General features: G+C 61.3%; 17 protein-coding genes. 9 read left to right on the top strand and 8 right to left on the bottom strand.

Annotated features, from left to right (window positions below):
- Window positions 1-54 precede the first annotated feature (54 nt).
- Complete coding sequence (locus tag ASD32_RS26665) at window positions 55-720, top strand: DsbA family oxidoreductase (protein WP_060641065.1); 666 nt, start codon at window positions 55-57, stop codon at window positions 718-720.
- Between the two features lie 65 nt (window positions 721-785).
- On the opposite strand, the gene mfd is transcribed toward ASD32_RS26665, so the two are convergent.
- Both mfd and ASD32_RS26675 read right to left on the bottom strand, forming a co-directional pair.
- The gene (gene mfd / locus ASD32_RS26670; RefSeq protein ID WP_060641066.1) at window positions 786-4,292 is read right to left on the bottom strand and encodes a transcription-repair coupling factor; all 3,507 of its coding nucleotides are present in this window, start codon (window positions 4,290-4,292) and stop codon (window positions 786-788) included.
- Entirely contained in the window at window positions 4,292-4,606 is a 315-nt protein-coding gene (locus tag ASD32_RS26675) for a succinate dehydrogenase assembly factor 2 (RefSeq protein WP_060641158.1), read from the bottom strand. The genes mfd and ASD32_RS26675 overlap by 1 nt, the downstream gene beginning before the upstream one ends.
- Before the next feature lie 118 nt (window positions 4,607-4,724).
- Here ASD32_RS26675 and recG point away from each other — a divergent pair, with 118 nt between their 5' ends.
- A complete protein-coding gene (gene recG / locus ASD32_RS26680; protein ID WP_060641067.1) occupies window positions 4,725-6,827 on the top strand; it encodes an ATP-dependent DNA helicase RecG in 2,103 nt (700 codons plus the stop codon).
- Here the strand turns inward: recG and ASD32_RS26685 are convergent.
- The 4 genes from ASD32_RS26685 to glmU all read right to left on the bottom strand — a co-directional run bounded on the left by ASD32_RS26685 (window position 6,814) and on the right by glmU (window position 11,384).
- Window positions 6,814-7,524, bottom strand: coding sequence for a DUF502 domain-containing protein (locus tag ASD32_RS26685; protein WP_060641068.1), 711 nt, complete (start codon window positions 7,522-7,524; stop codon window positions 6,814-6,816). The genes recG and ASD32_RS26685 overlap by 14 nt on opposite strands.
- A 10-nt stretch (window positions 7,525-7,534) precedes the next feature.
- The gene (locus tag ASD32_RS26690) at window positions 7,535-8,041 is read right to left on the bottom strand and encodes an N-acetyltransferase (RefSeq protein WP_060641069.1); all 507 of its coding nucleotides are present in this window, start codon (window positions 8,039-8,041) and stop codon (window positions 7,535-7,537) included.
- Window positions 8,038-9,864 carry a glutamine--fructose-6-phosphate transaminase (isomerizing) gene (gene glmS / locus ASD32_RS26695; RefSeq protein ID WP_060641070.1) on the bottom strand — a complete coding sequence of 609 codons (1,827 nt, stop codon included), beginning with the start codon at window positions 9,862-9,864 and terminating at the stop codon, window positions 8,038-8,040. Before glmS ends, ASD32_RS26690 begins: the two co-directional genes overlap by 4 nt.
- A 164-nt stretch (window positions 9,865-10,028) precedes the next feature.
- Window positions 10,029-11,384, bottom strand: a complete 1,356-nt coding sequence (glmU, locus tag ASD32_RS26700; RefSeq protein ID WP_060641071.1) for a bifunctional UDP-N-acetylglucosamine diphosphorylase/glucosamine-1-phosphate N-acetyltransferase GlmU — start codon at window positions 11,382-11,384, stop codon at window positions 10,029-10,031.
- A 170-nt stretch (window positions 11,385-11,554) separates the two neighbouring features.
- Between glmU and ASD32_RS26705 the strand changes: the two genes are divergently transcribed.
- Entirely contained in the window at window positions 11,555-13,318 is a 1,764-nt protein-coding gene (locus ASD32_RS26705; RefSeq protein ID WP_060641072.1) for a hypothetical protein, read from the top strand.
- A 2-nt stretch (window positions 13,319-13,320) separates the two neighbouring features.
- Here the strand turns inward: ASD32_RS26705 and ASD32_RS26710 are convergent, their stop codons facing one another.
- Window positions 13,321-14,967, bottom strand: a complete 1,647-nt coding sequence (locus ASD32_RS26710; protein ID WP_060641073.1) for a Na/Pi cotransporter family protein — start codon at window positions 14,965-14,967, stop codon at window positions 13,321-13,323.
- Window positions 14,968-15,347: 380 nt separating this feature from the next.
- On the opposite strand from ASD32_RS26710, the gene ASD32_RS26715 reads away from it, so the two are divergent.
- The 6 genes from ASD32_RS26715 to ASD32_RS30410 all read left to right on the top strand — a co-directional run bounded on the left by ASD32_RS26715 (window position 15,348) and on the right by ASD32_RS30410 (window position 21,050).
- Window positions 15,348-17,243 carry a peptidylprolyl isomerase gene (locus tag ASD32_RS26715; protein WP_060641074.1) on the top strand — a complete coding sequence of 632 codons (1,896 nt, stop codon included), beginning with the start codon at window positions 15,348-15,350 and terminating at the stop codon, window positions 17,241-17,243.
- 17 nt (window positions 17,244-17,260) lie between these two features.
- On the top strand, window positions 17,261-18,274 hold the full coding sequence (gene trpD, locus ASD32_RS26720) for an anthranilate phosphoribosyltransferase (RefSeq protein ID WP_060641075.1): 1,014 nt from the start codon (window positions 17,261-17,263) through the stop codon (window positions 18,272-18,274).
- Between the two features lie 11 nt (window positions 18,275-18,285).
- Window positions 18,286-19,101 carry an indole-3-glycerol phosphate synthase TrpC gene (gene trpC, locus ASD32_RS26725; protein ID WP_060641076.1) on the top strand — a complete coding sequence of 272 codons (816 nt, stop codon included), beginning with the start codon at window positions 18,286-18,288 and terminating at the stop codon, window positions 19,099-19,101.
- Window positions 19,098-19,595: a cyclic pyranopterin monophosphate synthase MoaC gene (gene moaC / locus ASD32_RS26730; protein ID WP_060641077.1), complete on the top strand. Its 498-nt coding sequence runs from the start codon at window positions 19,098-19,100 to the stop codon at window positions 19,593-19,595. Before trpC ends, moaC begins: the two co-directional genes overlap by 4 nt.
- Entirely contained in the window at window positions 19,595-20,803 is a 1,209-nt protein-coding gene (glp, locus tag ASD32_RS26735) for a gephyrin-like molybdotransferase Glp (RefSeq protein WP_060641078.1), read from the top strand. The genes moaC and glp overlap by 1 nt, the downstream gene beginning before the upstream one ends.
- Window positions 20,804-20,897: 94 nt before the next feature.
- Window positions 20,898-21,050: a hypothetical protein gene (locus ASD32_RS30410; RefSeq protein ID WP_210171121.1), complete on the top strand. Its 153-nt coding sequence runs from the start codon at window positions 20,898-20,900 to the stop codon at window positions 21,048-21,050.
- Window positions 21,051-21,229: 179 nt separating this feature from the next.
- Here the strand turns inward: ASD32_RS30410 and ASD32_RS26740 are convergent, their stop codons facing one another.
- On the bottom strand, window positions 21,230-22,507 hold the full coding sequence (locus ASD32_RS26740; protein ID WP_060641079.1) for a hemolysin family protein: 1,278 nt from the start codon (window positions 22,505-22,507) through the stop codon (window positions 21,230-21,232).
- Window positions 22,508-22,565 lie beyond the last annotated feature (58 nt).

The following is a 22,565-nucleotide window of genomic DNA, read 5'->3' on the forward strand; positions in this document are numbered from 1 at the left end:
GATCGCCGCGCCTATGTCGCTGATCAACGACTGCCAGCGCAAGGAGCAAGCGCCGTGAACCATGTCAATATCGATGTCGTCTCCGACGTTGTCTGCCCCTGGTGCTATCTGGGCAAGGCGCGGCTCGATCAGGCCATCGCCAATGTCGCCGGTGACATCCTCGTGACCGTCAACTGGCGGCCCTATCAGCTCAATCCTGACCTGCCGCCGGAAGGCGTCGATCACAAAGCCCATCTTGCCGCCAAGCTTGGCGGCCAGGCGGCGGTCGATCGTGCCCATGAGATGCTGACGGATCTCGGCCTACAGGATGGCATCAGCTTCAACTTCGATGCTGTCGAAGTCAGTCCCAACACGCTGGATGCGCACCGGCTGCTGCGATGGGCGCTGACCGAAGGGGCGGACGCCCAGAGCGAAGTGGCAGCCCTGCTGTTCAAGGCGAATTTCGAGCAGGGGCGCAATGTCGGCGATTACGCGGTGCTGCTGGAGATCGCTGAAGAGGCCGGGCTCGAGCGCAATGTCATTGCCGCGCTGCTGGCCTCCGATGCCGACAAGGATGCGGTTTCCGGCGAAATCGAGACAGCCCGCGGCATGGGCGTCACCGGCGTTCCCTGCTTCATCATCGATAGCAAATATGCCGTCATGGGGGCGCAGTCGGTCGATGTCCTGACCGGAGCGCTGCGTGATATCGCCAATATGAAAGACACGTCGCAGATCAATTGAGCCGGGGATGACTGACGATATCAAAAAGGCCGCGCGATCGTTTGCGCGGCCTTTTCCGTTTGCTCTCAGTTCTTCGCAAGTCCGGCCAGCTGCGTCATCACCACGGCGGCGCCCGCGAGCCGCTTTTCAGGCGTTGGGAAATCGCGCTGGAAGAAGATACTGTGATCCGGGCGGATCTTGGCCATGATGCCCTGCTTGGCAATAAAGCCGACCAGCGCGCCGGGATTGGGGAATTCGCGGTTGCGGAACTGCACCACGACGCCCTTTGGCCCCGCATCGAGCTTTTCGACATTGGCGGTGCGGCAGAGCGACTTGATATAGACGATCTTCAGCAAATGCTGCACTTCGAGCGGAAGCGGGCCGAAACGGTCGATCAGTTCCGCGCCGAAGGCATCGATATCGCTGAGCTCGGTGATCTCCCCCAGACGGCGGTAGAGGCCAAGGCGCAGATGCAGATCGGGTACGTATTCGTCGGGGATCATGACAGGCGTTCCCACCGAAATCTGCGGCGACCAGCCGCTATCGGCAATATCCTCGTCGCCCTTGAGTTCGGCTACCGCCTCCTCCAGCATCTGCTGGTAAAGCTCGAAACCGACCTCCTTGATATGGCCCGACTGTTCATCGCCGAGCAGGTTGCCGGCGCCACGGATATCGAGGTCATGGCTTGCCAGCTGGAATCCGGCCCCCAGCGTGTCCAGCGACTGCAGAACCTTGAGGCGGCGCTCGGCCATGCCGGTGAGCGTCCGGTTGACCGGCAGCGTGAACAGCGCAAAGGCGCGCACCTTGGAACGTCCGACGCGGCCGCGCAGCTGATAGAGCTGCGCCAGGCCGAACATGTCGGCGCGGTGCACGATCAGCGTGTTGGCTGTCGGCACGTCCAGGCCGGATTCGACGATCGTGGTGGATAGCAGAACATCGTAACGGCCCTCATAGAAGGCGTTCATGATGTCTTCGAGCTCGGTCGCCGGCATCTGGCCGTGGGCGACGGCGACTTTCAGTTCCGGCACGTCGGATTTGAGGAAATCGTGGATTTCCGAGAGGTCGGCCAGACGCGGGCAGACGTAAAAACTCTGGCCGCCACGATAATGCTCGCGCATCAGCGTTTCGCGGATTACCAACGCGTCGAACGGCGAAATGAAGGTGCGCACGGCCATACGATCGACCGGTGCGGTCGTGATCAGCGACAGCTCGCGAACGCCGGTCAGCGCCAGTTGCAGCGTGCGCGGGATCGGGGTCGCTGATAGCGTCAACACATGCACGTCGGATTTCAGCTCCTTCAGCCGCTCCTTGTGCTTGACGCCAAAATGCTGCTCTTCGTCGATGATCAAGAGGCCGAGATTGGCAAAATTGATGGACGCGCCGAGCAGCGCATGCGTGCCGACGACGATATCGGTCTTGCCTTCGGCCACTTCCTTCTTGGTCAGCGCCAATTCCTTGGAGCCGACCAGACGCGACGCCTGGGCGATGCGCACCGGCAGCCCGCGAAACCGCTCGGTGAACGACTTGAAATGCTGGCGCGCCAGCAGCGTCGTCGGCACCACCACGGCCACCTGGACGCCGTTCATGGCGGCGATGAAGGCGGCGCGCAACGCTACTTCGGTCTTGCCAAAACCGACATCGCCGCAGACCAGCCGGTCCATCGGGCGGCCGGCGCCGAGATCGTCGCGAACGGCCTCGATCGACGTCATCTGGTCTTCGGTCTCGTCATAGGGGAAGCGCGCCGCAAATTCGTCATAGAGCCCTTCCGGCGTCGTCAGAACCGGCGCATGACGCGTCAGGCGCTCGGCAGCGATACGGATCAGGCCGCCCGCCATGTCGAGCAGTCGCTTCTTGAGCTTCGCCTTGCGCGCCTGCCAGGCAACGCCGCCGAGCTTGTCGAGGACGGCATCGCTGCCTTCCGAACCATAGCGGGAGAGAAGCTCGATATTTTCCACCGGCAGGAACAGCTTTGCCTCATCGGCATAGACCAGCTCAAGACAGGCATGCGGGGCACCGGCGGCCTCGATGGTGCGCAGGCCGATGAACCGGCCGATGCCGTGTTCGGCATGCACGACGATGCTGCCCTCGTCGAGACCGGCCACTTCGGCGATGAAATCGGCACCGCGCTTGCGGCGCTTCGAGCGGCGCACCATGCGGTCGCCGAGAATGTCCTGTTCGCCGATGACCACGAGATTGCCGGTTTCAAACCCGCTTTCAAGGCTCAGAACGGCGGATGCCGCCTCGCCGGATTTCAGGCTGTTCAGCTCGGACAGCGCCTTGACCGGCCTGATATTGGCAAGGCCATGTTCGGCCAGGACCTGCAAAAGACGATCGAGCGAGCCTTCCGACCAGGCGGAGATCAACACTTTCGCGCCTTTGGCCCGGCGGTCGGCAATATATTTGACGGCCTGGTCGAAGACGTTGACCCGCTCGGCGTCGCTGGTCGATTCTGTCGCGTTCTTTGCCCAGCGCACGCCGAGCCGCGCATCGACGGTGATCACCTGGCGTGCTTCGCCCTCGTGCTCACTGAACGGCGACAGGCGCACGGCATTGCGCGACACCAGCGCGGCGTTGAAGGCTTCGGCGCTCAGATAGAGCATGTCCGGCGGTACGGGCTTATAGGGCGTGCCCTGCGAAATCTGCGACTTGCCCGGGGAGACCGACGATTGGCGGGCCTCGTAATAGTCCTGGATCAGCTTGGAGCGCTCGGCGGCGGCCTCGCGAACCACATGATCGGTGACGATATGGAAACCGGCGAGATAATCGAAGACGGTATCGAGCGTGTCGTAGAACAGCGGCAGCCAATGCTCCATGCCGGCATAGCGACGGCCTTCGGAGACGGCCAGATAGAGCGCGTCGTCACGGGTCGCCGCGCCGAACATCGACAGATACTGGGTGCGGAAATGGCTGATGGTCTCGGGTGTCAGCGACACCTCGCTCATCGGGTTGAGATCGAGCGAGCGGGCCTGTCCGGTGGTGCGCTGGCTCGCAGGGTCGAACGAGCGGATGCTTTCCAGCGTATCGCCGAAGAAATCCAGCCGGACGGGCTCGTCGCTTCCGGGCACGAAGACATCGAGGATACCGCCGCGCAGCGCATATTCGCCGACTTCGCGAACGGTGGCGACGCGTTCGAAGCCGTTGCGTCCAAGCCGGGCCGCGATATCGTCCATGCGGATATTGGCGCCTGGCCTCGCCGAAAACGCCAGGCTCTCGATAATATCCTGCGGCGCCATCTTCTGAAGTGCTGCGTTCACGGTCACGAGCACGATGGCCGGATGCGGCTTCTTGGAATGCGCGATCAGGCCGCTCAGCGTCGCCAGGCGCCGGGCCGAGGTATCGGCACTGGGCGACACCCGGTCATAGGGAAGACAGTCCCAGCCCGGCAGCGTCAAGACGGGAATATCGGGTGCTGCAAAACCCAGCATCTGCTCGACATCGGCGATCCGCTGGCCATCCGACAGAATATAGGCAACGGGACCGTTGGCGCGGGCAAGTTCGGCAAGGATCAGCGGCTCGACGCCGGCAGGAACGGGGCCGATGGTCAGCTCGCGGGTGGCGCGCGCGACTTTCTTGGGATCGAAACCGGCAATCATCAGGCGTTTTTGTCCTTGTGCTCAAACAGAACATCGAAATCGGGACGATAGGATACGATCCGATCGAACAAGGGCGTGCGGTAGCGCTCCGGGACTGGCTGCGATCCCAGCACCCATTTCAGCAGATCGGTGTCTTCCTCATTCATGATCGTCTCGAGCTCGTCGAGATCGGTCTCCGCCAAATCAGCAAGCTCGTTATCGGCGAACTGTCCGAAGACCAGATCCATTTCGCGCACACCGCGATGCCAGGCGCGGAAAAGAATCCGTTTGCGGCGCGGATCGAGATCGGCGCTGGTACGCGTAATGCCGGTCATGAAAAGTCCTTCCTGCCGCCGCATCGCTGAAAGCGGCGTTTCGCTATGGCTCTATAAACGCTGAAAAGCGTATTGTCAGCCTTGCCAAAGACCTAATCCTCGTTTCAGTCTGCGCCGCATGCGCCCCAGTCTTCTCGATCCGCTTTTTGCTCCGCTCAACTCGCTTCCCGGCATCGGCCCGAAGGCGGGCGATCTTTATGCCCGGCTGCTTGGCCGCGAAAGCATCGACGATTGCCGGGTAATCGACCTTGTCTTTCACGCGCCGCATTCGCTGATCGACCGGCGCCACCAGCCAGGGATCGCGCGCGCGCCGCAGGGCGTCATCGTCACCATTACCGGCAGGGTGGACCGGCACCAGCCGCCGCCGCCTCGTACCAGCCAGCCCTACCGCGTCTTCCTGCATGACGATACCGGCGAGCTGGCGCTGACCTTCTTCCGGGTCAAGGGAAACTGGCTGGAAAAGGCACTGCCGGTAAACGAGACCGTGACCGTCAGCGGCAAGGTCGATTGGTTCAACGGGCGCCCGTCAATGGTGCATCCGGATTATATGGTGCGGGAGAGCGAGGCGGCCAACCTGCCGCTGGTCGAGCCGGTCTATCCGCTGACGGCAGGGCTTTCGGCCCGCATCCTGCGCAAGGCGGTCGAGGCCGCCCTGCCCCGCATTCCCGATTTTCCGGAGTGGATCGAAGAAGCCCTGATGCAGAAGCAGGGTTTTCAGTCCGCCCGCGACTGCTTTCTTGCCCTGCACGATCCGCGCGACGAAACCGATCTCGATCCGCAGGCACCGGCCCGCAGGCGTCTTGCCTATGACGAACTCCTCGCCGGACAGCTCTCGCTGTCACTGGTGCGCCAACGTTTGCGCAAGGTGGCGGGAACGCCGGTGCATGCGACGGGAAGGCTGAGCAAGCCGGTTCTCTCAGCCCTGCCGTTTTCGCTGACGGGCAGCCAGACGCTCGCCATCGAAGATGTGTTGAAGGACATGGCCGGTACCGAGCGCATGTTGCGGCTGTTGCAAGGCGATGTCGGCTCGGGAAAGACGGCGGTGGCGCTGATGTCGATGCTGGCAGCCGTCGAGACGGGCGGCCAGGCCGTGCTGATGGCGCCGACGGAAATTCTCGCCCGGCAGCATTTCGCAACGCTGTCGAAGATGGCGGCTCCTGCCGGTGTGACCATCGACGTTTTAACGGGCCGCACCAAGGGCCGCGAGCGCGATGCCATTCAGGACCGCATCGCGTCCGGCGAGACGCAGATCGTCATCGGCACGCATGCTTTGTTCCAGGATACCGTCGTCTACCACAATCTGCTGCTGGCGGTCGTGGATGAACAGCACCGGTTTGGCGTCCACCAGCGCCTGCGGCTGACGGCCAAGGGCATTTCCCCGCATATGCTTGTTATGACCGCGACCCCTATCCCCCGAACGCTGGTTCTGGCGGCGTTCGGCGATATGGACGTGTCGAAATTGACCGAGAAACCCGCCGGGCGAAAGCCGATCCAGACCGTCACGGTCTCGACCGAACGTACCGGCGAGATTGTCGCGCGGCTGCGCACAGCGCTCGCGGAGGGCAAGAAGGCCTATTGGATCTGCCCGCTGGTGGAGGAATCGGAGGCTTCCGACCTGATGTCGGCCGACGAGCGTTTCCAGAGCCTCGACAAGCAGTTCGGCCCGAATGTCGGCCTGGTGCATGGGCGCATGACCGGTACGGAAAAAGACGCCGTCATGCTGGCGTTCAAGAATGGCGACATCCGTCTTCTGGTCGCGACCACCGTGGTCGAGGTCGGCGTCGATGTGCCGGATGCGACGATCATGGTGATCGAGCATGCGGAACGTTTCGGGCTGGCCCAGCTCCACCAGCTGCGCGGCCGCGTCGGACGCGGCGACGAGGCTTCGACCTGTATCCTGCTTTACAAGGGACCGCTCAGCGAAAACGGAAGAGCGCGCCTATCGATCCTGCGCGACACCGAAGATGGTTTTCTCATTGCCGAGGAGGATCTGAAACTGCGCGGCGAAGGCGAATTGCTTGGCACGCGCCAGTCCGGAACGCCGGGATTCCGTATTGCAAGCCTCGAGGCGCATGGCGATCTCCTGGAGATCGCCCGCAAGGACGCGGCCTATGTGATTGAACGGGACCCGGACCTGACGACGGAGCGGGGCGAGGCTTTGCGCACGCTGCTCTATCTACATCGCCGGGACGAGGCGATCCGGTTTCTCAGGGCCGGCTAAGCGTTTTGCCGCGCTTGTCAGGCACGGTCTCCTGCGTGACCGCCAGCGGCTTCGGCAGGTATTCGGGAGCGACCAGTCCGCCCGACAACAGCAGCTTGGCGGCATCTTCCGGGCTCATGTCGAGCGGCACGATCTTTTCGCGCGGCACGAAGATCAGGAAGCCGGCTGTCGGCACCGGCGTTGGCGGCAGGAAGACGGCGACCATGTCGAGGCCGCGCTCGCTAAACCTTACCGCGATCTCGCCCTTGGCATCCGTTGCGATGAAGACCAGAGCCCAGAGGCCTGGGCTCGGATATTCGATCAACCCGGCCTTCTTGAACGAATTCGACTGATCCTGCAGCACCGTCTGGAAGATCTGTTTCAGGCCCTTGTAGATCGGGCGCACCAGCGGCGTGCGCACCAGCAAGGATTCGCCAAAGCCGACGATGCTGCGGCCGATCAGGTTGGCGGTGAAGAAGCCGACCAGCGTGATCAGCATCAATGCGGTCAACAGGCCGAAGCCGGGCACGGGATAGGGCAGGAAATTGTCCGGGTTGTAGTCGAACGGCAGATAGGGTTTGACCCAGCTGTCGGCCCAGAGAATGAACGACCAGGTAATCCAGGCGGTGATTGCGAGCGGGGCACAGATGATCAGGCCGGTCAGGAAATAATTCCTCAACCGCGTGGCGAAAAACCCACGTGCCGGTTTGTCAGTCATGCCGCTCCGTCTATTCGTCTGCGCCCGTGTAAAATGCCGGGTGATAGGTCACCATGCCGGACGCTCCGGGCAAGGACAAGGGCTGGGTCAAAAAATATTGCGGCGCACAATCTTTGAGAGTAAACTGAGGATCATTCCGAAATCCGAACTTGCGGTACAGATCAGGATCGCCCATCACCACGCAGCCAGCCGCTGCCTGATATCGCGACATATCCAGCCCCTGGCGGATCAGCGCGCCGCCGATGCCCTGCCCCTGCAAAGCCGGCAAAACCGAGACCGGGCCAAGCCCGTACCAGTCTTTCGAACCGTCCGACAGCGTGACCGGCGAAAAAGCGATATGGCCGGCCACATCCCCATTCACCTCCGCCACCAGCGACAGAGCCAGCGCACCCGCCTTTCGCAAACGATCAAGAATCAGGTGTTCCGTCTGATCGCTGTGCGGATGATCCTGGAAGGCCGAGATCGTCACGGCGCGGATCGCCGCACGATCTTCGGGTTTTTCAGGCCGGATGATCACTCCACGGTAACCGATTTGGCCAGATTGCGCGGCTGATCGACGTCGGTGCCCATGAACACCGCCGTGTGATAGGCGAGCAGCTGGATCGGCAGCGAGAAGATCATCGGTGCGATGATCTCATCTACATTCGGCAACACGATCGTGCTCATCGTCTCGAGCTTGGAGGCGGCAGCGCCCTTCTCGTCGGTGATGAAGATGATCCGGCCGCCGCGGGCGGCCACTTCCTGCATGTTCGATACAGTCTTTTCGAAGAACCGGTCATGCGGCGCGATCACTATTACCGGCATATTCTCGTCGATCAGCGCGATCGGACCATGCTTCAGCTCGCCAGCGGCATAGCCTTCGGCGTGGATATAGGAGATTTCCTTCAGCTTCAGCGCGCCTTCCATGGCCAGCGGATAGCTGGTGCCACGGCCGAGATAGAGCACGTCCTTGCATTTCGACAATTCGCGCGCCAGGCTCTCGATCGTTGGCTGGATGCTGTTGAGCACCTTGCCCATGATCCGGGGCATTTCGGCAAGGCTGCGGACCAGCACCTTCTCTTCCGCCTCCGACACGGTGCCGCGCGCACGACCGGCGCCGATGGCAAGGGCTGCAAGGACGGAGAGCTGGCAGGTAAACGCCTTGGTCGAGGCAACGCCGATTTCCGGGCCCGCCATGATCGGGAAGATCGCATCGGATTCGCGGGCGATCGTCGATTCCTTGACGTTGACGACGGCGCCGATCTTCAGGCCGTTTTCCTTGCAATAGCGCAGCGATGCCAGCGTATCGGCGGTTTCGCCAGATTGCGAGATGAACAGGGCGGCTGATTGCGGCGAGAGCGGGATATCGCGATAGCGGAATTCCGAAGCCACATCGATCTCGACCGGCAGGCGGGCATAGCGCTCGAACCAGTATTTGCCGACGAGGCCAGCCAGATAGGCCGTACCGCAGGCGGAGATGGCAATACTTGGAACCTTGGCGAAATCGATGGCCGCCGCGATCGGATTGACCTTGTTTTCGATGAAATCGACGTAATGGCCAAGCGCGCGCGAAATCACTTCCGGCTGTTCGTAGATTTCCTTTTCCATGAAGTGGCGGTGATTGCCCTTATCGACCATATAGGCGGCGGCCACCGAGACCTGGCGTGGACGCGAGACCGGGTTGCCGTCGTGATCGAGAATTTCGATCCTGTCAGCCGTCAGCACCGCCCAATCGCCGTCGATCAGATAGGTGATTTCGTTGGTGAAGGGCGACAGCGCGATCGCGTCGGACCCCAGAAACATCTCGCCTTTGCCGAAACCGACGGCAAGCGGCGGACCGCTGCGCGCGGCCATGATCGTCTCCGGCGCATCCTGAAAGATGACGGCCAGCGCATAGGCGCCGGTGACACGGCGCAGCATCGCCTGCATTGCCTCCCTCTGGCTCATTCCGTCGCGGATCAGCTTGGCCAGCAATTGCGCGACGACCTCGGTATCGGTCTGGGTCTTGAACGTTGCTCCACCGGCCGACAACTCATCCTTCAGCTCGGAAAAATTCTCGATAATGCCGTTATGGACGACAGCGACGCCGTCGGTGAAATGCGGATGGGCGTTGTTTTCGGTGGGTGCGCCATGCGTTGCCCAGCGGGTATGGGCAATGCCGGTCTGGCCGGCCAGCGGCTCGCCGCGCAGTTTGGTTTCCAGATTGACCAGCTTGCCTTCGGCGCGGCGGCGCTCGAGCACGCCGTCATGGATGGTCGCAACCCCGGCGGAATCATAGCCGCGATATTCGAGCCGCTTCAGCGCATCGACAAGACGCTCGGAGACAGGCTGGTTTCCAACGATACCGACGATGCCGCACATCTTTTTCTTCTCCGCAATTTTTCAAAAGACCGGCGCGCCAGGAAGCAGCCGCCCGCCAATATAGATTTTTTCTGATCAAGCTTTGGTACCGGATTTCGCAAAATGCGCAATCAGCCCAAAACTCACTTTCGATGTCAGGCTTTAACCGTGACGACCGCAGGATGCTATTTCTTGCGGGCAGCCTTTTCCGCCTGATAGCGCTCGCGCAGGATCTTTGCCCGTCCTAGCTTGACCTCCTGCCGCGCCCGGCCAAACGCGACTGCATCATCCGGCACATCCTCCGTCACCACGCTGCCGGATGCTACCAGCGCGCCATCGCCGATGGATACCGGTGCGACCAGCGAGGAGTTTGAGCCGATGAAGGCATTGGCGCCGATGCGGGTGATGTGCTTGTTGACGCCATCATAGTTGCAGGTGATCGTTCCGGCCCCGATATTGGTTTTGGCACCGACGAAGGCATCGCCGATATAGGTGAGGTGATTGACCTTGGCACCGGCACCGATCTCGGCCTTCTTCACCTCGCAGAAATTGCCAACCTTGGAATCGGGCCCCAGATTGGCGCCCGGCCGCAGGCGTGCATAGGGACCAACGGTCGCACCGGCACTGACATAGGCGCCCTCAAGGTGGGAAAAGGCATGGATGACAGCGCCGCTCTCGATGGTGACGCCCGGACCGAAGACCACATTTGGCTCGATCAGAACATCCTGGGCAATCTGCGTATCGAAAGCGAGGAACACGGTTTCAGGGGCAATCATCGACACACCGGACACCATCATCTCGTGGCGGCGGCGCTTCTGCCAGATGGCCTCGATCATCGCCAGTTCGGCGCGGTTGTTGCAGCCGGTCAGTTCCGTCTCCGGCGCCTCGACGGCAATCGCCTTGCCTCCCCCGGCGCGGACGATCTCGACGATATCGGTCAGGTAATATTCGCCCTTGGCATTGGCATTGCCGATCTTGCCGAGCAATTTCAGCGCCTTGGTGCCATTGATCGCCATCAGGCCGCCGTTGCAATAGGTGATCTTCTTTTCGTCATCGGTCGCGTCTTTTTGCTCGCGGATCGCCACGAGCGCGCCGTTATCGATGAGCAACCGGCCGTAACCGGAGGGATCGGCGGTCTGAAAGCCGATGACGACGACATCGTTGCCGTCGGCGAGCCCCTGGCGTGCGGCCAGAAGCGGTGCCGCAGTGATCAGCGGCGTGTCGCCGAACACGACAAGAATATCGTCATAACCCTTGGCGATAGCGTCCTTTGCGGCGAGAACGGCATGGCCGGTGCCGAGGCGCTCAGTCTGGAGAAATGCCGACATATCGATGTCACTACGGGCGGCGGCAGACTGGACCGCGTCCGCATCCCGGCCAAGAACAAGCGCCACAGACGAAATCGACGCGTTCACCAGCGATTCCACCACATGCGCGATCATTGGCCGGCCGGCGACCGGGTGCAGTACTTTCGACATGGACGACTTCATACGGGTGCTTTCCCCCGCTGCCAAAACGATCGCCAGGCATGTCCGCTTCATTCGTGTTCTCCAGCTTTTGTGGCCACCGGCTGCAAACCGGCACGATTCTGCCCGCTACATAACAGGAAGATATTGCATAGAACATAATACGCGCGCGAGCCGTCATATTAACCCGGATAAAACCCGATCCTGTCATAAGCGGGGCGTGACCGCGATGGGTGGGGACGACGATGCAGGGTTCGACCGAGACAGTGATTTCACAGGAGCGCAACGGCCAAGGGCGCAACGGCATTGCCGCAGCGCTCGCCCGCCAACCGCTGGTCATCCTGGCTTTGGCCGCTGCAGGTTTAACCCTGGCGCTATCGATAACCGTCACCATGCCGATCGGTCCGATGTATTGGGACCACTATATCTATCTCGACGCGGCCAACCGCATCCTCGACGGCCAGATCCCCTCCGTCGATTTCTTCGCGCCGGTGGGCGGCCTAGGCTATTATCTCTTTGCCGGATGGCTTTATCTTTTCCCGAACGGCCACCCCCTGCTTCTGTCCAGCTGGTCGCTGCTGACGGTCACCGCGCCGCTGATGGCGCTCGTGATCCTCGACGTACAGAAGCGCTCGCCAGCGATCGCCTACGGCCTGCTTTTGCCGTTCCTGATCTTTTCGCTGCTGCCGTTCAACACCGGCGACTTCTATCCCTATCCGGGCTCCGACGGGTTTGGCATCTACAACCGCCAGGTCTGCCAATTGCTCTATGTGCTGGCTGCCGCGCTGGTTTTCGTGCGGGGATGGAAGACACTCGCCGCAGTGACTGCGCTTGCGATGCTTGCCCTGCTGTTCATCAAGGTCACCGGGGTCGTCGCCGGTCTTGTTCTTTGCCTGATGGCGTTTGTGGCCGGACGCCTGCCGCTTCGCGCCGCCATTATCGGCGGCGCTGTCTTTTTTGCGGTGATCGGTTTGATGGAGCTGACATCCGGCATGGTGTCGGCCTATGCCACGGATATCCTGTCGCTGGTTGTTATCAACGATACCAGCCTCCTGCCGCGCCTGCTGCAGGCAGCCTCGCTGAATTTCGGTATTGTCGTGGCGAGCTGCCTGCTCGGCCTCGTGCTGTTTATTCAAGGGTTTCAGGCATTTTCAAACGCGACCCGCAGCGTTTTCGCCAAGCCCGGATTTCAGGCTTCCGCTGAGGTGTTCGATCAGTCTTTCCTCTGGATCGCCAGCTTCATCGCAGCCGGCCTCCTGTTTGAAAGCCAGAATACCGGCAGCCAGGCTTTCATCTTCCTGTGGCCGTTGCTGCTGGCGATTCTCATCGAGACCTATCGCAACAAGGGATCTTCGGTGGCTTTTGCAGCCGTTGCAATCCTGGCGTTAAGCGCTGCCATTCCTCCGGTTGCCACCGTCACGCAGAAGGCGGCGCGCGCCTGGATCGGTAGCGTCAACAACACGCCGCTTGCGCATCAGAACCTGAAAACCATGGGCGCGGTTGGTATGCGTGACATGTTAAGCCAGCGCGCGCAGCGCCTTGAGGCCAACTACATGGCCTACCGCCCGGCCTATCAGGCTTTGGCCGAAGCCGGTGAACTGCCTTCGTTCCTGCTCTACAGCGATTTCGAGTTCCAAACGCTGTGGCTGCAGAATGCCGACGCGGTGATCTCAGCCATCCGCACATTCGAAGCCGCCAACAAGGTGCGGTTCGAGACGGTCATGACGATCGATTTCACCAATCCCTTTGCCTGGCTTCTGGATCGCCATGCGCCCAAATATATCGCCATCGGGGCCGATCCCTACCGGGCGGTGCCGCCACCGGGCGAACGTGTCAACGCGGCCGTGGCTGGAGTCGATCTGGCGCTCTACCCGACATGCCCGCCGACGACAGCGCGGCTGAAGCTGCTTGAACTCTATGCGCCGGCACTGGCGGCGGATCATCACCGCATCACCCTGACCCCCTGCTATGACGCGTTTGTCCGCAACGGGATCACGGCTTCGCCCTGAAATCAGTGCGGCATACGCAGCCGGCTTTCCGTCAACAGGCCGCTCTCATCCAGGATCGGATGGGCGACGGAGACGATATGGGCGTTGATGCGCTTCAAGTCGCGCAGGATGTCGAGATGCAGCGAGCTGGTCTGCAGGCTGTCGGTCCGCCCGTCGCGCAGGCGCTCCAGATGGCGCTCCGAGGAGCGCTTCTCCATGTGGCGCACATCGACTTTCACCTCCATTAGATGGCGGGCGAGATTGGCATCGCGGGTCACGAAAATCGTCTGGGCGATGCGCAGATTGTCGATGGTCAGATTGAACAGCGTCGTCAGCTCCTGATAGCCGTCCTCGGAGAATTTGAGGCCGTTGTCGATCTTCTTCCTGACCTCCTCCGTCAGCCCCTTTTCGATGATGTCGCCGATATGTTCGAGATTGATGGCATAATCGATGATGACGATGGAGCGGCGGCCATTATCGTCACTGAGACCGCTGCGTCCCAGCCTCGACAAATAGAGTTTGACTTCCTGCTGCAACAGATCGACCTGGGTTTCCAGTTTTCCGATATCCTGCAACTTCAAGCGGTCGTTGCTGTTGAACGCATTCATCGCGGCAATCAGCATTTTTTCAATGAGGTCGCCGACGCGCAGCACTTCCCGGGTCGCACCGGAGAGGGCGATAACCGGCGTTGTCAGTGCGCGGTCGTCGAGATAAAGCGGCCCGGTCTCGGCCTTCGGCTCGTCGGGAATAAGCCGCAGCATCAAGCCGGACAGCATGGACGAAAACGGCCAGGCGAGAATGGCCAGCACGACGTTGAAGATCAGGTGGATATCGACAGGCAACTTTGCAGGCGACAACGGCAGCGTCTGCAAAAAGGTTGCAGCGGGTGCCGCCACCGACAGCGCCAGCAGGCAGCCGATGGCGCGGACAACGAGATTGCCCGTGGTCACCCGTTTGGCGGAGGCGGAAGCCGACAGGGTCGCCATGACCGGCGGCACTGCGCCCCCCAGATTGGCACCCAGAACCAGCGCGATCGTCAGCCCAGACGACAGGATGCCGGCGGCCGCAAGCGACAGGATCAGAACGACCACGGCCAGGCTTGAGGACGAGACGAAGGCGAGCACGGCTGCAAAGATCATCGCCACCGGCCAGGCACTGTCGAGCATGGTGAGGAAGCTGCCAAGGGCTGGCGATTGCCGCATCGGCTCCGTTGCAAGCCCCAAAAGGTGCAGGGATAACAGCATCAGGCCGATACCGACCAGCGCGGTGCCCGCACCCTGTTTGGCACTGGAGCGCCCTGCCCGGTTGAGCATGACGCCGGCAAGAATGAGGAGGGGCGACAGCCAGTCGATGCCTGTGGCAACGATCCAGGCCGTGACCGCAGTTCCGACATTGGCGCCCAAGAGGACGATTTGCGCCATGCGGGCGCGGACCAGCCCTTTTTCCACGAAGGATGCGATCATCAGCGCCGTGGCGGTCGAACTTTGCAGCGCAACCGTTGCGACGAAGCCGCCCACGAACGAGCGCACCGGCCCGCTGGTCCCTTGCGCCAATCCGGTCCGCAACCGGATGCCGAAGGCGCGCGTGGCGCCGTCCTTGACCTGCGACAACCCGAACAGCAGCAATGCCACTGCTCCGAACAGGTTGACCATGACGATGATGGATTCCATGTCTGCACTCCGGCTTTCCCGCAAGATTGCTGCGCATCAAGCGAGTCGGCATGTTGTTTCGGTTCAATGCTATCATTTTCGGGGACGGTATGATCCGCGCTGCGCGTGATTGTGACAGATATTTTTCGGTTGCCGGCTAACATTTCCGACATGTTCAAGTCTTCGAACGGCACAGCGGCGGACAGGACCGGCCGGGTTCCCGCGTCTGTCAGCGTGGCATCACGAACAAATGTCCGCATGACCGCTCCATACGCCGGCGCCGGGCCGATTTCCTCGTCTTTTTGCGTGTTTGAACCCTTCAATTCCGCTGCGGATTGCTCTAAGGAACGACACCGGTTGCCATCCGGCGGCCATGAACTTGCGACGAGGTATGCAGTCCCATGCTTGAATTCCTGAGAAGAGGCGCCCAAACCTGGGTTGTCAAAGGACTTTTGGTCCTTCTTGTTCTTTCCTTCGGTGTCTGGGGTGTATCCACGTCGCTGGTGACGGGGACCACTGATGCGGTGGTAACCGTTGGCGACGTCAAGGTCTCTCCCAGCGATTTCCGCCTTGCCTATGAGCGCCAGCTCGCCCAGCTTTCCCGCCAGTTCGGGACGCGGCTGACCCGCGATCAGGCCAAGGCCTTCGGCGTTGAAGCGCAGGTCTACTCGCAGCTCGTCGCCGGTGCGACGCTCGATCAGCTGTCGGAAAACATGAATCTCGGCCTGTCGCAGGACCGCCTCGCCTCGCTGATCAGCGAGGACCCGGCATTCAAGGGTGTCAACGGCCAGTTTGACCGCGCGACCTTCTCGAGCGTGTTGCGCAATGCCGGGCTTCGCGAACAGGATTATATCAACAATCGCAGCCAGGTTGCCGTGCGCTCGCAGATCGTCGAAGCGCTGTCGGATGGCTATGTGCCGCCAAAGGTGCTCGGCGACGCGCTGCGCCAGTATCGCAACCAGACACGCACGATCGACTACCTGCTTTTGTCTAATGCCAATGTCGATCCGGTCAAGGCGCCCTCCGACGAGGTGCTCCAGCCCTGGTTCGAGACGCGCAAGGCCGAATATCGCGCTCCGGAATTCCGCAAGATCAGCTATGTGAAGCTGGAGCCCACCGACATCGCCGATCCGGCTTCCGTCACCGAAGACGAGCTGCGCGCCGACTACGAGAAGCGCAAGAACAGTTTTAGCTCGGCGGAAACCCGCACGGTCGAACAGCTGTCCTTCCCCTCGCGGGCAGAGGCTGAAGCAGCCGCCGTCAAGCTTTCCACCGGCACAAGCTTCGACGATCTCGTCAAGGCCTCCGGCAAGACATCCAACGACGTTCTGCTCGGCGATTTCACCCGTGACCGCATGCCCGATGCCAAGCTTGGCGATGCGGCCTTCGCTGTGGTTGCAGACGGCCAGACATCGCCTGTGATCGACGGCGCCTTCGGCCCGATCATCCTGCGCGTCACCAATATCAAGCCGCAGACAGTCCGTTCCTATGACGACGTCAAGGAAGAACTGCGCACCGAACTGGCGCTGAGCAACGCCGCCAACGAAATCATGGGCATCCATGACAAATTCGAGGACGCCCGCAATTCCGGAGCCCCGATGCAGGAAGCAGCTCAACAGACCAACCTCAAGCTGGTTGTTCTGAACGCTGTCGATGCCCGCGGCAACGATACGAACGGCGACGCCATTGCCGGGATCCCGGAGGCAAAGACCTTGCTGGAAGAAGCCTTCAAGGCTGACGCCGGCGGGGAAACCCTGCCGGTCAATCTCGGCCGCGACGGTTACGTCTGGTTCGATGTTGATGAAGTCACGCCCGCCCGCGACCGCACGCTGGATGAAGCCCGCGAACGGGTCGTCGCCGACTGGACGGCGGAACAGCAGCGCAACGAGCTGGCCGCAAAAGCCGTGGCGCTGAAGGCGCGCGTCGAAAAGGGCGAGACATTGGCAGCGATTGCCACCGAACTCGGCATTGCGGTTGAAACCAAGTCCGGACTTCGCCGCTCGGCGGAAGATGCAGCGCTCAGCCCCGCAGCCGTCTCTGCGGCATTCAGCGGCGCAAACGGCCTGGTCGCCAACGCAGCCGGAATCGGCGGCGAAGGCCAAATCCTTTTGCAAGTCACCGAAGTCGATGACGACAATCCGGGCGACGCGCTCGACAATGACGATCGCCAGATCAATGCCATCGCCCTGGCCAGCGGCGACGACATCCTCGATCAGATGGTCAGCGAGTTGCAGAAGGGTTACGGTGTCTCGATCAACCAGCAGCTCGCCGACGTCGCTCTGTCGCAGCAGCGGTAACGCAAAAAGGGATCAGCATGCCGGACTTGAAGCCTTTCGTCGCCAAGGCCGCAGCGGGTGAAGCGCTGAACCGCGACGATGCACGCGCCGCCTTCGAAATCATCATGTCCGGCGAGGCGACGCCTTCCCAGATCGGCGGCTTCCTGATGGCGCTGCGCGTGCGCGGCGAAACCGTCGATGAGATCGTCGGCGCCGTCGGCGCGATGCGGGCCCGCATGCTGACGGTGAATGCCCCGGCAGACGCCATCGACATCGTCGGAACCGGCGGCGATGGCGCCGGGACCTATAACATCTCGACGCTGGCCGCCTTGATCGTTGCCGGCGCCGGTGTTCCCGTGGCCAAGCATGGCAACCGGGCGCTTAGCTCCAAGTCGGGAACCGCAGACGCCCTCTCCTGCCTCGGCGTCAAGCTCGATATCGGCCCGGATACGATCGCGCGCTGCATTTCAGAAGCTGGTCTCGGCTTCATGTTTGCGCAGCAGCATCATTCCGCCATGCGCCATGTCGGCCCGACGCGCGTCGAGCTCGGGACACGGACGATTTTCAACCTGCTCGGGCCCCTGTCGAACCCGGCCGGTGTGACCCAGCAGTTGGTTGGCGTGTTTGCGCCGCAGTGGGTTGTCCCCGTGGCGGAAGTCTTGCGCGATCTCGGCTCGAAAAGCGTCTGGGTCGTGCATGGCGAAGGGCTGGACGAGATCACCACGACCGGCGTTACGCAGGTCGCAGCACTTAAGAATGGTAATATCCGCACGTTCGAGCTGACGCCCTCAGATTTTGGCCTTGAAACGGTTCTGCTCGCCGACCTCAAGGGCGGCGATGGCGCGCATAACGCCGTGGCGCTGAAGGGCGTGCTTCAGGGCGATGCAACGCCTTACCGCGACATCTCGCTTGCCAATGCGGCTGCGTCCCTGGTGATCGCCGGACGTGCCGCAGACCTTCGCGAGGGCATGGTGCTTGCCCGTCAATCGCTGACAAGCGGCGCTGCCGATGCGACGCTGGAGTGGCTCATCCGCGTTTCGAACGCGGCATAAGGAGACGATCGATGGCCGATATTCTGCAGAAGATCGAAATCTACAAGCGCGCGGAAATCGCGGCGGCAAAATCACGCGTCAGCCTCGCTGATCTCAAGGCGATGGCCGCTGACCAGGAAGCGCCACGCGGATTTCTCAATGCGCTGAAAGCCAAGCAGTCGGAAGGCCTTTTCGGTCTTATCGCCGAGATCAAGAAGGCGAGCCCCTCAAAGGGATTGATCCGTCCGGATTTCGATCCGCCGCTCCTGGCAAAAGCGTATGAGGCCGGCGGCGCGGCATGCCTTTCGGTGCTGACCGATAGCCCAAGCTTCCAAGGTGCGCCGGAATTTCTGACCGCGGCGCGCAACGCCTGTTCGCTTCCGGCCTTGCGCAAGGATTTCATGTTCGAGACCTACCAGGTTCACGAGGCGCGCGCCTGGGGTGCGGATTGCATCTTGCTGATTATGGCGTCGCTGAATGACAGCGATGCGCAAAGGCTCGAAGACGAGGCTTTGGCGCTCGGCATGGATGTTCTGGTCGAGGTTCACGACGCGGAGGAGTTGGAGCGGGCGCTGAAGCTGAGCTCGCCGCTGCTCGGGATCAACAACCGCAATCTGAAGACGTTCGAAGTGGATATCGCTCTGTCCGAAAGGCTGTCGCCGCAGGTTCCGGCGGACCGGTTGCTGGTTGGCGAGAGCGGTATTTTCAGCCATGACGACTGCGTGCGGCTGGCAAAGAGCGGCATCTCGACATTCTTGGTCGGCGAAAGCCTGATGCGCAAGGACGACGTGACTGCTGCCACCCGCACCCTGCTCACCGGTTCCGCAACGAGCCTGGCTGCCGAATGACGGGCACATCCTCCCTCACCCATGTCGGCGCTGACGGCCAGGCCAACATGGTCGATGTCAGCGATAAGCCGGAGACGGTGCGGGTTGCCGTTGCCGAGGGCTTTGTGCGCATGCGGCCGGAGACGCTCGATCTCATTTTGAAGGGCAATGCCAAGAAAGGCGACGTGCTCGCCACTGCACGTCTTGCCGGCATCATGGCGGCGAAACAGACGGCCAACCTCATTCCGCTGTGCCACCCGCTGATGCTGTCGAAGGTTTCCGTGGAGATTTCCGCCGATGAGACGCTCCCCGGCCTGCGGGTGGAAGCAATGGCAAAGCTCACCGGCCGTACCGGCGTGGAGATGGAAGCGCTGACCGCTGCCAGCGTCGCCTGCCTGACGATCTACGACATGGCGAAGGCAGCGGATCGCGAGATGGAAATCGGCGGCATCCGGCTTGCCCAGAAATCCGGCGGCCGGTCTGGCGATTACAGCCGCAAGGATAAACAGGGCTGATGGCTTTGCTCCCGGTATCAGATGCGCTCGACCGGCTGCTCAAAGCACCAGCGCTGACCCGCGTCGAAATGGTGGATCTGCACGAGGCGATGGGCCGTGTTCTGGCAAGCGATGTCGCCGCCCGCGTGACGCATCCTGCCTTCGACAATTCGGCGATGGATGGATATGCCGGGCATCACGAGGATTTTGCCGAAATCGGCATGGAGCTTTCCGTCATCGGCGAATCGGCGGCAGGACGCGGCTTTTCCGGTCACGTCGGCCGGGGTGAGGTCGTGCGCATCTTCACCGGCGCGCCGGTTCCGGCCGGTGCGGACACCGTGCTGATCCAGGAAGACGCGGAAAAACTGCCGGACAACCGGATCCGCACCACGTTTGCGCTGGAAAAAGGCCGTCATATCCGTCCCAAGGGACAGGATTTTACCGCCGGCGATATCGTGCTGCGCGCCGGTGACGTGCTTGATGCCGGGCGTTTGACGGTTGCGGCCGGAATGAACCATCCGCAGCTTCCGGTGCTCGCTCGTCCGAAGGTCGCGATCCTGGCAACTGGCGATGAACTGCTGCCGCCGGGCAGCATTCCCGGTCCCAACCAGATCATCGCCTCGAACACCTACGGCGTGGCCGCCATCGCCCGCGACAACGGCGCCGAAATTATTGATCTCGGCATCGTGCGCGATGACAAGACGGCGATTTCAAATGCCGTTGCGAACGCCAAGGCGGCCGGTGCAGATATTCTGGTGACGCTTGGCGGCGCCTCTGTCGGCGATCATGATCTGGTTCAATCCACCCTGGTGGACAGCGGCATGGTGCTCGACTTCTGGCAAATCGCCATGCGGCCCGGCAAGCCCCTGATGGTCGGGTCGCTCGACGGCATGATCGTGCTCGGCCTGCCCGGCAACCCGGTGTCCAGCCTTGTCTGCTCGCTGCTGTTTCTGGAGCCGTTGCTGCGGCATCTGGGCTCCCTGCCCTCGCGTGACCGCAGCGCCAAGGCGTATACGCTGACCTCCCTGTCAGCCAATGACAAGCGGCAGGACTATGTTCGCGCACGCCTGACGCGCAGCAGCGATGGCTCGCTGCAGGCCGAGACGTTTTCGCGGCAGGATTCCTCGATGATGCAGGTCTTTGCCCAGTCCGATTGCCTGATCATCCGGCCGCCGCATGCAACAGCTCTCGATGCGGGAAAGCTGTGCGATATCATGGTGCTGCGCTGATTGCAGAATCGGTGCAGACGCCCCGTAGCCACCCTTCCCAAACACGCATGCGCGCCTATCTATTCCCCGGCAAAATTGCAGTTATTGGAAGGACATGACATTGAACCGCAATGCACTCTACATGCTTATCGGCGCCCTCGTCGTCGTGGTCGTCGGATTGGGTATTTACGTCTATGACAAGGAATCCAAGCCCGACGGCGTCGAAGTGAAAATCGGCGAAGGCGGCATCTCGATCGAGGAAAACTGAGGGAACATCGCGCATGACGGCGCCCAGCACTACAGTGTCATGCGCGTTAACCTTTTATTAACCAAAGCAGCGGAATATGGACCGCAGTTGACCTGACTACGGATGTACTAGCAGGCCAAACATCGGACGAATTGACAAAAGGTCGGGGTTTCCCGGCCTTTTTGTTTTTCAAGTGATTGTTAAAGCGTTGCGCGCGAGACAAGGATCTTGTCGATACGGCGGCCGTCCATGTCGATGACTTCGAAACGGTAGCCATAGGCTTCCGTAACGTCACCTTCTTCCGGGTTCTTGCGCAGCTGCTGCACCAGAAAGCCGGAAATGGTCTCGTAGCTGCCGTCCGAATCGATTTCGTCGATGCCGATGGTCAGATGGATTTCATCGATCGGCGTGCGGCCATCGACAAGATACGAACCATCGTCGCGCTGACGGATCAGGGCGTGTTCGATATCGTCATAGTTCGACGGCAGGACGCCGACGATGGCTTCCAGGATGTCGGCGATCGTAATGATGCCTTCGATACTGCCATATTCATCGACGATCATAGCCATGTTGATGTGCGATGCCTTGAAGGCCTCGAGTGCTTTCAGGCAGGAGGCCGTCTCCGGCAAGGTGTGGATATCCTTGACGAAGTTGCGGATCTGGAAGCCGGATTTGGCCGGTGCATTCAAGATTTCCTTGACCTGGACGGCGCCCAGCACTTCGCCGGTCGCATCCATGACCGGATAGCGGGAATGCGCCGTCTGCTCGACCTTGGCACGGATGGTCTCAAGCGTATCGTTGACGTCGATGAAGCTGACTTCGGTGCGATGCGTCATGATCGATTTGACGTTGCGGTCGCCCAGACGGATGATTCGTCTCAGCATTTCATGTTCCGACTTTTCGATAGCGCCGCTTTCGACGCCCTCGGCCATGATCGCCTGGACCTCTTCTTCCGTGACGTGATCGCTATCGCTGGAAACGCCGAAAATCCGCATGAACAGCGATGCCGACATTTCAAACAGGTAGACGACGGGAGCGGCCAGACGCGACAGGAACGACATCGGGGTCGCGACGAACATCGCCACGCCTTCGGAATTCTTCAATGCCAGCTGCTTGGGGATAAGCTCGCCGATCACGACGGAAAGATAGGTGATGAGCGTGACGACCAACGCAACGGCAACCGTGCTGCCATAGGGATTGATCCAGCTGATCTCGTTCAAGGTCGGCGCCAGCTTGTCGGCGATGGTGGCGCCACCATAGGCACCGGCCAGCGTTCCGACGAGGGTAATGCCGACCTGGACCGTGGAGAGGAACTTGCCGGGATCTTCGGCCAGCCGAAGCGCCAGTTCGGCGCGGCTGTTGCCCTGTTTTGCCATCTGCCGCAGCAGTGGCCGGCTTGCCGATACAATTGCCATTTCCGAAAGTGCGAAAAACGCATTGATCAAAAGAAGAACGAAAATAACAATCAGTTCGGACATAACCCTCGGACACCGTTGATGGAGATACACGCGCCGGAGGCGGCGCATGTCAGTTCAG

The organism is Rhizobium sp. Root483D2, from assembly GCF_001426685.1.
In the GTDB taxonomy this organism is placed as follows: Bacteria; Pseudomonadota; Alphaproteobacteria; order Rhizobiales; family Rhizobiaceae; genus Pararhizobium; species Pararhizobium qamdonense.

Excerpts from the sequence above, each read along its gene's own strand:
- mfd (WP_060641066.1), bottom strand. The coding sequence starts at position 4,292 with ATGATTGCCGGTTTCGATCCCAAGAAAGTCGCGCGCGCCACCCGCGAG.
- ASD32_RS26675 (WP_060641158.1), bottom strand. The coding sequence starts at position 4,606 with ATGACCGGCATTACGCGTACCAGCGCCGATCTCGATCCGCGCCGCAAA.
- recG (WP_060641067.1), top strand. The coding sequence starts at position 4,725 with ATGCGCCCCAGTCTTCTCGATCCGCTTTTTGCTCCGCTCAACTCGCTT.
- ASD32_RS26685 (WP_060641068.1), bottom strand. The coding sequence starts at position 7,524 with ATGACTGACAAACCGGCACGTGGGTTTTTCGCCACGCGGTTGAGGAAT.
- glmS (WP_060641070.1), bottom strand. The coding sequence starts at position 9,864 with ATGTGCGGCATCGTCGGTATCGTTGGAAACCAGCCTGTCTCCGAGCGT.
- glmU (WP_060641071.1), bottom strand. The coding sequence starts at position 11,384 with ATGAAGCGGACATGCCTGGCGATCGTTTTGGCAGCGGGGGAAAGCACC.
- ASD32_RS26705 (WP_060641072.1), top strand. The coding sequence starts at position 11,555 with ATGCAGGGTTCGACCGAGACAGTGATTTCACAGGAGCGCAACGGCCAA.
- ASD32_RS26710 (WP_060641073.1), bottom strand. The coding sequence starts at position 14,967 with ATGGAATCCATCATCGTCATGGTCAACCTGTTCGGAGCAGTGGCATTG.
- ASD32_RS26715 (WP_060641074.1), top strand. The coding sequence starts at position 15,348 with ATGCTTGAATTCCTGAGAAGAGGCGCCCAAACCTGGGTTGTCAAAGGA.
- trpD (WP_060641075.1), top strand. The coding sequence starts at position 17,261 with ATGCCGGACTTGAAGCCTTTCGTCGCCAAGGCCGCAGCGGGTGAAGCG.
- trpC (WP_060641076.1), top strand. The coding sequence starts at position 18,286 with ATGGCCGATATTCTGCAGAAGATCGAAATCTACAAGCGCGCGGAAATC.
- moaC (WP_060641077.1), top strand. The coding sequence starts at position 19,098 with ATGACGGGCACATCCTCCCTCACCCATGTCGGCGCTGACGGCCAGGCC.
- glp (WP_060641078.1), top strand. The coding sequence starts at position 19,595 with ATGGCTTTGCTCCCGGTATCAGATGCGCTCGACCGGCTGCTCAAAGCA.
- ASD32_RS30410 (WP_210171121.1), top strand. The coding sequence starts at position 20,898 with ATGACATTGAACCGCAATGCACTCTACATGCTTATCGGCGCCCTCGTC.
- ASD32_RS26740 (WP_060641079.1), bottom strand. The coding sequence starts at position 22,507 with ATGTCCGAACTGATTGTTATTTTCGTTCTTCTTTTGATCAATGCGTTT.